Here is a 7400-nt window from a genome sequence, read left to right on the forward strand (position 1 = left end):
CTCCTCCCTGAACGGGAAGAGCCGTGCCTTGCTGTTTATTCCGCCGCCATCAGGCTCGGCCGCGGGGCATCCTTCCAGGGTGCCTTGGTCTTCTTCCAGATCGGGGAGTTGATCGCCATGTCCATGTCGCGGGCGAAGATCGCGAACCCGTCGTAGCCATGATAGGGACCGGAGTAGTCCCAGGAGTGCATCTGACGGAACGGCACGCCCATCTTCTGGAAGACGTACTTTTCCTTGATGCCGGAGCCGACGAGATCCGGCTGGATCTTCTCGACGAAACGCTCGAATTCGTAGCCGGTGACGTCGTCATAGATCAGCGTGCCGTCCTTGACGTAATGCTGGGCGGTCCGCTGATAGTCGTCGTTGTGGCCGAACTCATAGCCGGTGCCCACCACTTCCATGCCGAGGTCCTCGTAGGCGCCGATCACGTGGCGGGGACGCAGGCCGCCGACGAACAGCATCACGGTCTTGCCCTCGAGGCGCGGACGATACTTGGCGATCACCGCATCCATCAGCGGCTGATATTTCGCGATGACGCGCTCGGCGCCTTCCTTGATCTTGTCGTCGAAGAAGCTCGCAATCTTGCGCAGCGACTCCGCAATCTTGGAGGGACCGAAGAAGTTGTATTCGCACCAGGGGATACCGAACTTCTCTTCCATGTGACGCGAGATGTAGTTCATCGAGCGGTAGCAGTGCAGCACGTTGAGCTTCGCCTTGGGCGTCGCTTCCAACTCGGCGAGGCTGCCGTCGCCGGACCACTGCGCGATCACCCGCAGGCCCATCTCCTCGAGCAGGATGCGCGAGGACCAGGCGTCGCCGCCGATGTTGTAGTCGCCGATGATCGCGACGTCATAAGGCGTCGGCTCGAACGCCGGCTTGGCCTCCGGGTTGACCTTGTCGAAGATCCAGTCCCGCACGGCGTCGTTGGCGATGTGGTGGCCGAGCGACTGCGAGACGCCGCGGAAACCTTCGCAGCGCACCGGGACGATGGTCTTGCCGTCATACTCCTTGGATTTCACCTTCGAGACGGCCTCGATGTCGTCGCCGATCAGGCCGATCGGGCATTCCGACTGGATGGTGATGCCGTGATTGAGCGGGAACAGCTCCTGGATCTCGTCGATGATCTTGGCGAGCTTCTTGTCGCCGCCAAACACGATGTCTTTCTCCTGGAAATCGGAGGTGAACTGCATCGTGACGAAGGTGTCGATGCCGGTGGTACCGATGTAGTAGTTGCGCCGCGCGGCCCAGGAATACTGGCCGCAGCCGACCGGGCCGTGGCTGATGTGGATCATGTCCTTGATCGGCCCCCACACCACGCCCTTGGAGCCGGCGTAGGCGCAGCCGCGAATGGTCATCACACCGGGAATGGATTTCAGGTTCGACTTGACGCCGCAATCAGACTTGCCCGCCTCGTGCACGTTGAGATGCTTGGCGCGACGCTTGGCGGTCTTCTCGGGATAGACCTTCAAGACTTCGTCGATCAGTTGCTTGTTGCGGGCCTTGATCTCGGCGACGCTCTCTGTGGTTGCTAGGCTCATACGAATATCCCTCGGTTATCCCTGTGTGAACGATCGGACGCCTTAACCGGCGCGCCGCTCTCGCGATCTCTTTCCGCGAGGTCGCCTTGCACAAGGACTTTTGCAACGAGTGTGCCAGCGCCGGCCCAAGACGAAAACCGAAGCGATTGGAGACAGATAGCTTCGAAGCTCTCGATTGTTGCAAACCCGACATCGCATCATGTCGACATGCGCAAGCACGGATGGCTGTTCGAAACAAAACAATGCGCCGTCGCCAGACGGCATCGAATATGAATCTTCCTGCGCGGAAACATCGATCGCGCCGCGGTATGGAGCTTGCTTGATGCATCTCACCAACGCATCGAGGCGATTATGCAGCTTGGACCGAGTTCCCAGCCGACACCGATCGACGACATCATCGAGAACTTTTCGCTGCTCGAGGAATGGGACGACCGTTATCGCTATGTCATAGAGCTCGGACGCAAGCTGCCCGCGTTTCCCGAGGCGCAGCGCACGGACGCGAACAAGGTGCAGGGCTGCGTCAGCCAGGTCTGGCTGGCGACCACCATCGAGTATCGGAACGGACGGCCGCTCCTGACCTTTGCCGGGGACAGCGATGCTCATATCGTCCGCGGCCTGGTCGCGATCCTGATTGCGCTCCTGTCGGGACGATCCGCGACGGAGATCACCGTCGAAAATCCCCTCGCCCTGTTCGATCGGCTCGGCCTCGGCGAGCACCTGACGCCGCAACGCTCGAACGGCTTCCGGTCGATGGTGGCCCGGGTACGGGCAGATGCGACAGCCGCACTGGCGGAGGCCGTTTGAAGGCCGGGGATCGTCAGCCGACGTCGAACGCCGTTCCCATCCGCACCATCTCGCGGCCACGCATGATGACGAACACTGCTCGGGCCACGAACTCGACCGTGTAGTAGACCTCGCCGAGAAACCGCCAGCTCTCGCGGACGACGCCGGCGTCGCCGGGATGTACCAGCGGCTCGCCGATGTCCTTGTGCGGATACATCCCGTCGTTCCTGATCAGGGCCGAGGCGCGGACCGGCTCGCCGGGCGAAAACTCGCCGGTGAACCGCCGCTCCATGTTCCGCACCGCACGGCGTCGATGGGCATCGCAGACGATACGGGCCACGGGCCGTGATTTGGCAGCGATCTGGTCGCTCATGAGAAAAGCTCCTGGGCCTTGACCAAGGCCTCGGCCAGAGCGTCGACCTCTTCCATGGTGTTGTAGAGCGCGAACGAAGCGCGGCAAGTCGCGGTCACGCCGAAGCGCTCAAGCAGCGGCATCGCACAATGGGTTCCTGCCCGCACCGCAACGCCGGAGCGGTCGATGACGGTTGCAAAGTCGTGAGGGTGAGCGTTCTTCATCTCGAACGACACGACCGGTCCTTTGCCAGCGGCCGTCCCGATGATCCGCAGCGAATTGATCCCACGCAGCCGCTCCTGGGCATAGGCGAGCAGGCTGCCTTCGTGCCTGCGGATCCGCTCCTTTCCGATCGATTCCAAATAGTCGATCGCGGCGCCGAGGCCGATCGCCTGCACGATCGACGGCGTACCGGCTTCAAAGCGGTGCGGTGGCTCACCATAGGTGATGGTGTCGCAGGAGACCTCGCGGATCATCTCTCCGCCGCCGTTGAAGGGCGGCATGGCCGCCAAATGCTCGTATTTGGCGTAGAGCGCACCAATGCCCGTCGGCCCATACAGCTTGTGCCCGGTGATAACGTAGAAGTCGCAGTCGATATCGCGGACATCGACATCCATGTGGACCGCCGCTTGCGAGCCGTCGATCAGGACGGGAATCCCGCGCGCATGCGCCAGGCGAACGACCTCTTTGACCGGGACCACGCTGCCCAGCACATTAGACATCTGGGTGATTGCGACAAGCCTGGTCCGCGCGTTCAGCAGCTTCTCGAATTCTTCGATCAGGAAACTGCCCTCGTCGTCGACCGGCGCCCATCTGATCACGGCGCCCTGTCGTTCCCGCAGAAAGTGCCATGGCACTATGTTGGCGTGGTGCTCCATGATCGAAAGCACGATCTCGTCGCCCTCGCCGATGCGCTCGCGGCCGAACGTCTGGGCCACGAGATTGATCGCCTCCGTGGCACCGCGGGTGAACACGATCTCCTCACGCCGCTCCGCGTTGAGGAACGCCGCGACCTTGTCGCGCGCCCCCTCGTAGGCCTCGGTAGCAGCGTTGGCGAGGTAATGAAGGCCGCGATGGACGTTGGCGTATTCGCTGGTATAGGCCTGCGTCAGCCGGTCGAGCACCACCCTCGGCTTCTGGGCCGAGGCCGCATTGTCCAGATAGACCAGCTTCTTGCCGTGCACCTGCATCGACAGGATTGGGAAATCCCGACGAATGCGGGTGACGTCATAGCTTCCATTGCTCACCGCCGGATGCATGACCTTATTCCCGTCCCTTGAGCCAATCGTGCATCGTCCGCGACAACGCATCGCGCAGATCCTCGCGCGCGACGGCGTCGATCACCTCGCCGACGAAGGCCTGGATCAGCAGCGCTTCGGCTTCCTTCTCCGGTATGCCACGGGCCATCAGGTAGAATTTCAGCTGATCGTCCAGCGCGCCCGTCGTAGTGCCGTGCCCGCACTGCACGTCATCGGCGAAGATCTCGAGCTCCGGCTTGCAGCTGGCGACCGCCTCGTCGGACAGGAGCAGCGCCCGCGCCATCATCCTGGCATCGGTCTGCTGTGCGCCGGGCTGCACCGTGATCCTGCCCTGGAACACCGCACGTGCCTCGTCGTCGACCACCGCTTTGAACACCTCGCGGCTCTGCGAGCCTGCGGCGGCATGATCGACGGTGAGCGTGGTGTCAGCATGCTGGCGGCCGGACAGAAGGCTCGCCTGGTGCACACTGGCGATGGTCCCCTCGCCGGCGAGTCTCAGGAAGAGCTGGTTGCGCACCACGGCGCCGCCTGTCGTGAACCCGAATTCACGGTAGTTCGCGCCCACACCGATCGACGCCTCCAGCGTCGCGATATGCAGTGCGGCGGCGCCTTCGCTCGTGATCTTGATGTGATCCAGGCTGGCCTTGTCGCCGACGTCCATCTGCAGGGCCGCATTGACCTGGTAGTCGGAATGATCCGGTCCTTCATGCGTCTCGATCAGCGTAAGCGAGGCACCATGACCGAGTTCCAGCCGCGACCGTGTAAACATCGCCGCCGGCGCAGCACCCGTCGTCACGAAGACGAGATGAATCGGCCGCTCCACGACAACGTCGGCGGCAACCGTGATCACGACGCCGTCGCCGGCGAGCGCGGTATTGAGCGCCGCTACCGGATCGGCCCCAGCCATGCCAAATGGGAGAACCATTTCCTCCCTCCGCAGAGCCTCGACCGTCGCACGAATGGCGACACCGGCTTCGAGAGCAGCGAGATCGGAGAGTTCGGGCACGAAGGCGCCGTCAACAATCAAGAGCCGCCGAATGTGGAGACCGGCGAACACCGCCCCGGCCCCGCCGGCCGCGGTTTTGGCGGCCGCATCAGGCCGCCGCGCCAGAGGCTTGGCATCTTGCACCAGGCGCCGCAGGTCAGTGCACCTCCACGCCTCAACGCGGGAATTGGGCAACCCCTGGGCCGCGAAGCGATCGAAGGCATCAGACCGTATCGCCTCGATGCTACTCCCCCCGGGCAGGTCCTTGCGCACAGCCGCGAACAGATCGGCAAGGCCGATTTCGGCGGCAGTCTTCACGGGACGGAGCTCTGCATTCATGGGATCACGCCGCTTCGCTCTGATACTGCGCGTAGCCCGTCGCCTCCAGTTCGAGCGCGAGCTCCTTGCCACCGGTTTTGACAATGCGTCCCGCGGAGAGCACGTGAACGACGTCTGGCACGATGTAGTCGAGCAGTCTCTGGTAGTGGGTGATCACGATCATGCTGCGGTCGGCCGCGCGCAGGCGATTGACGCCATCGGCGACGACGCGTAGCGCATCGATGTCCAGGCCGGAATCAGTCTCATCCAGCACGCACAACTTTGGCTCCAAAAGTGCCATCTGAAGCGTCTCGTTGCGCTTCTTCTCGCCGCCGGAGAAGCCGACATTGAGCGGCCGCTTCAGCATCTCCGGCTCGATGCTAAGCTGCTTGGCAAGATCTCTCACCCGCTTCAGCACGTCGGGAGAGGACAGCTCGTCCTCGCCGCGCTTCTTGCGCTGGGCGTTCAATGCGGTGCGCAGGAAGGTCAGCGTGGCAACGCCGGGGATCTCGAGAGGATATTGAAACGCCAGGAAGAGCCCTTGGGCGGCCCGCTCGTCGGGGTCCATGGCGAGGAGATCCTCGCCATTGAAGGACACCTCGCCGCCAGTGATTTCGTAGCCGGGCTTGCCCGATAGCACATAGGACAATGTCGACTTGCCAGCACCGTTCGGACCCATGATGGCGTGGATCTCGCCCTTGTTCACGGTGAGGTCGAGCCCGTTGAGAATCTGGCGGCCGTCGATCTCGGCCTTGAGCCCGCGGATGTCGAGAAGCGCCGTCATCACATTTCTCCCTGCCTGTTAGGTTCGAAGATGGTCATCCGACGCTTCCTTCGAGCGAGATCGAGATCAGCTTCTGCGCTTCCACCGCGAATTCCATCGGCAGCTGCTGCAGCACGTCCTTGACGAAGCCGTTGACGACGAGGCCGACAGCCTCTTCCTGGCTGAGGCCACGCTGGATGCAGTAGAACAGGACGTCCTCGGAGATCTTCGAGGTCGTCGCCTCATGCTCGAACGTCGCGGACGAGTTCTTCGCCTCGATGTACGGCACGGTGTGCGCGCCGCATTTGTCGCCGATCAGCAAGGAATCGCAGGCGGTGAAGTTGCGTGCCCCGGTGGCTTTCCGGTGCGCCGTGACGAGACCGCGATAGGTGTTCTGCGACTTGCCGGCGGCGATGCCCTTGGAGATGATGCGGCTCGACGTGTTCTTGCCGAGATGGATCATCTTGGTGCCGCTATCGACCTGCTGGAAGCCGTTCGAGATCGCGATCGAGTAGAACTCGCCGCGGGAGTTGTCGCCACGCAGGATGCAGCTCGGATATTTCCAGGTGATTGCCGAACCCGTCTCGACCTGGGTCCAGGAGATCTTGGAGTTGGCGCCGCGGCAGTCGCCACGCTTGGTGACGAAATTGTAGATGCCGCCCTTGCCTTCCGAATTGCCGGGATACCAGTTCTGCACCGTCGAATATTTGATCTCGGCATCGTCATGCGCGACGAGCTCGACCACGGCCGCGTGCAGCTGATTCTCGTCGCGCTGCGGCGCTGTGCAGCCCTCGAGATAGGAGACGTAGGAGCCCTTGTCGGCGATGATCAGCGTGCGCTCGAACTGGCCGGTGTTGCGCTCGTTGATGCGGAAATAGGTCGACAGCTCCATCGGGCAGCGCACGCCCGGCGGCACGTAGACGAACGAGCCGTCCGAGAACACCGCCGAGTTCAGCGTCGCGTAGAAATTGTCCGAAGTCGGAACCACCGAGCCGAGATACTTCTGCACCAGCTCAGGGTGCTCGCGGATCGCCTCCGAGATCGGCATGAAGATCACGCCGGCCTTCTTCAGCTCCGCCTTGAACGTGGTCGCAACCGAGACCGAATCGAAGACAGCATCGACCGCGATCTTGCGGCGCGCCGGATCTTCCTCGCCCACCTTCGGCTCGACGCCTTCGAGCATGGCGACTTCCCGCAAGGGAATGCCGAGCTTCTCGTAGGTCTTCAGGATCTCCGGATCGATCTCGTCGAGCGAGGAGACCGCCTTCTTCGGCTTCGGCGCCGCGTAATAATAGAGATCCTGGAAGTCGATCTTGGGATAGTCGACACGGGCCCAGGTCGGCTCGGTCATGGTCAGCCAGCGCCGATAGGCCTCAAGCCGCCACTGGAGCATCCAGTCGGG

At 62.7% G+C, this 7400-nt stretch carries 7 protein-coding genes; 1 reads left to right on the plus strand and 6 read right to left on the minus strand.

Translation table 11 applies throughout. From position 1 onward, the window contains the following. Positions 1-35 precede the first annotated feature (35 nt). The gene (gene nifD, locus A5906_RS15125) at positions 36-1538 is read right to left on the minus strand and encodes a nitrogenase molybdenum-iron protein alpha chain (RefSeq protein WP_025037826.1); all 1503 of its coding nucleotides are present in this window, start codon (positions 1536-1538) and stop codon (positions 36-38) included. Positions 1539-1889: 351 nt separating this feature from the next. Between nifD and A5906_RS15130 the strand changes: the two genes are divergently transcribed. Then, entirely contained in the window at positions 1890-2342 is a 453-nt protein-coding gene (locus tag A5906_RS15130; RefSeq protein WP_080136082.1) for a SufE family protein, read from the plus strand. Positions 2343-2355: 13 nt separating this feature from the next. Here A5906_RS15130 and A5906_RS15135 read toward each other — a convergent pair whose 3' ends face one another. From A5906_RS15135 to sufB, 5 genes are all read right to left on the minus strand, one after another. Beyond that, complete coding sequence (locus A5906_RS15135; protein WP_080136083.1) at positions 2356-2694, minus strand: nitrogen fixation protein NifZ; 339 nt, start codon at positions 2692-2694, stop codon at positions 2356-2358. Further along, entirely contained in the window at positions 2691-3932 is a 1242-nt protein-coding gene (locus A5906_RS15140) for a cysteine desulfurase (protein ID WP_080136084.1), read from the minus strand. The genes A5906_RS15135 and A5906_RS15140 overlap by 4 nt, the downstream gene beginning before the upstream one ends. A gap of 4 nt (positions 3933-3936) precedes the next feature. After that, the gene (gene sufD, locus A5906_RS15145) at positions 3937-5256 is read right to left on the minus strand and encodes a Fe-S cluster assembly protein SufD (RefSeq protein ID WP_080136086.1); all 1320 of its coding nucleotides are present in this window, start codon (positions 5254-5256) and stop codon (positions 3937-3939) included. Between the two features lie 4 nt (positions 5257-5260). Then, a complete protein-coding gene (sufC, locus tag A5906_RS15150) occupies positions 5261-6019 on the minus strand; it encodes a Fe-S cluster assembly ATPase SufC (RefSeq protein WP_080136088.1) in 759 nt (252 codons plus the stop codon). A gap of 34 nt (positions 6020-6053) precedes the next feature. After that, the coding region (gene sufB / locus A5906_RS15155) for a Fe-S cluster assembly protein SufB (protein ID WP_080136157.1) at positions 6054-7400 on the minus strand (1347 nt) is incomplete at its 5' end.

The organism is Bradyrhizobium sacchari (genome assembly GCF_002068095.1).
Taxonomy (GTDB): domain Bacteria; phylum Pseudomonadota; class Alphaproteobacteria; order Rhizobiales; family Xanthobacteraceae; genus Bradyrhizobium; species Bradyrhizobium sacchari.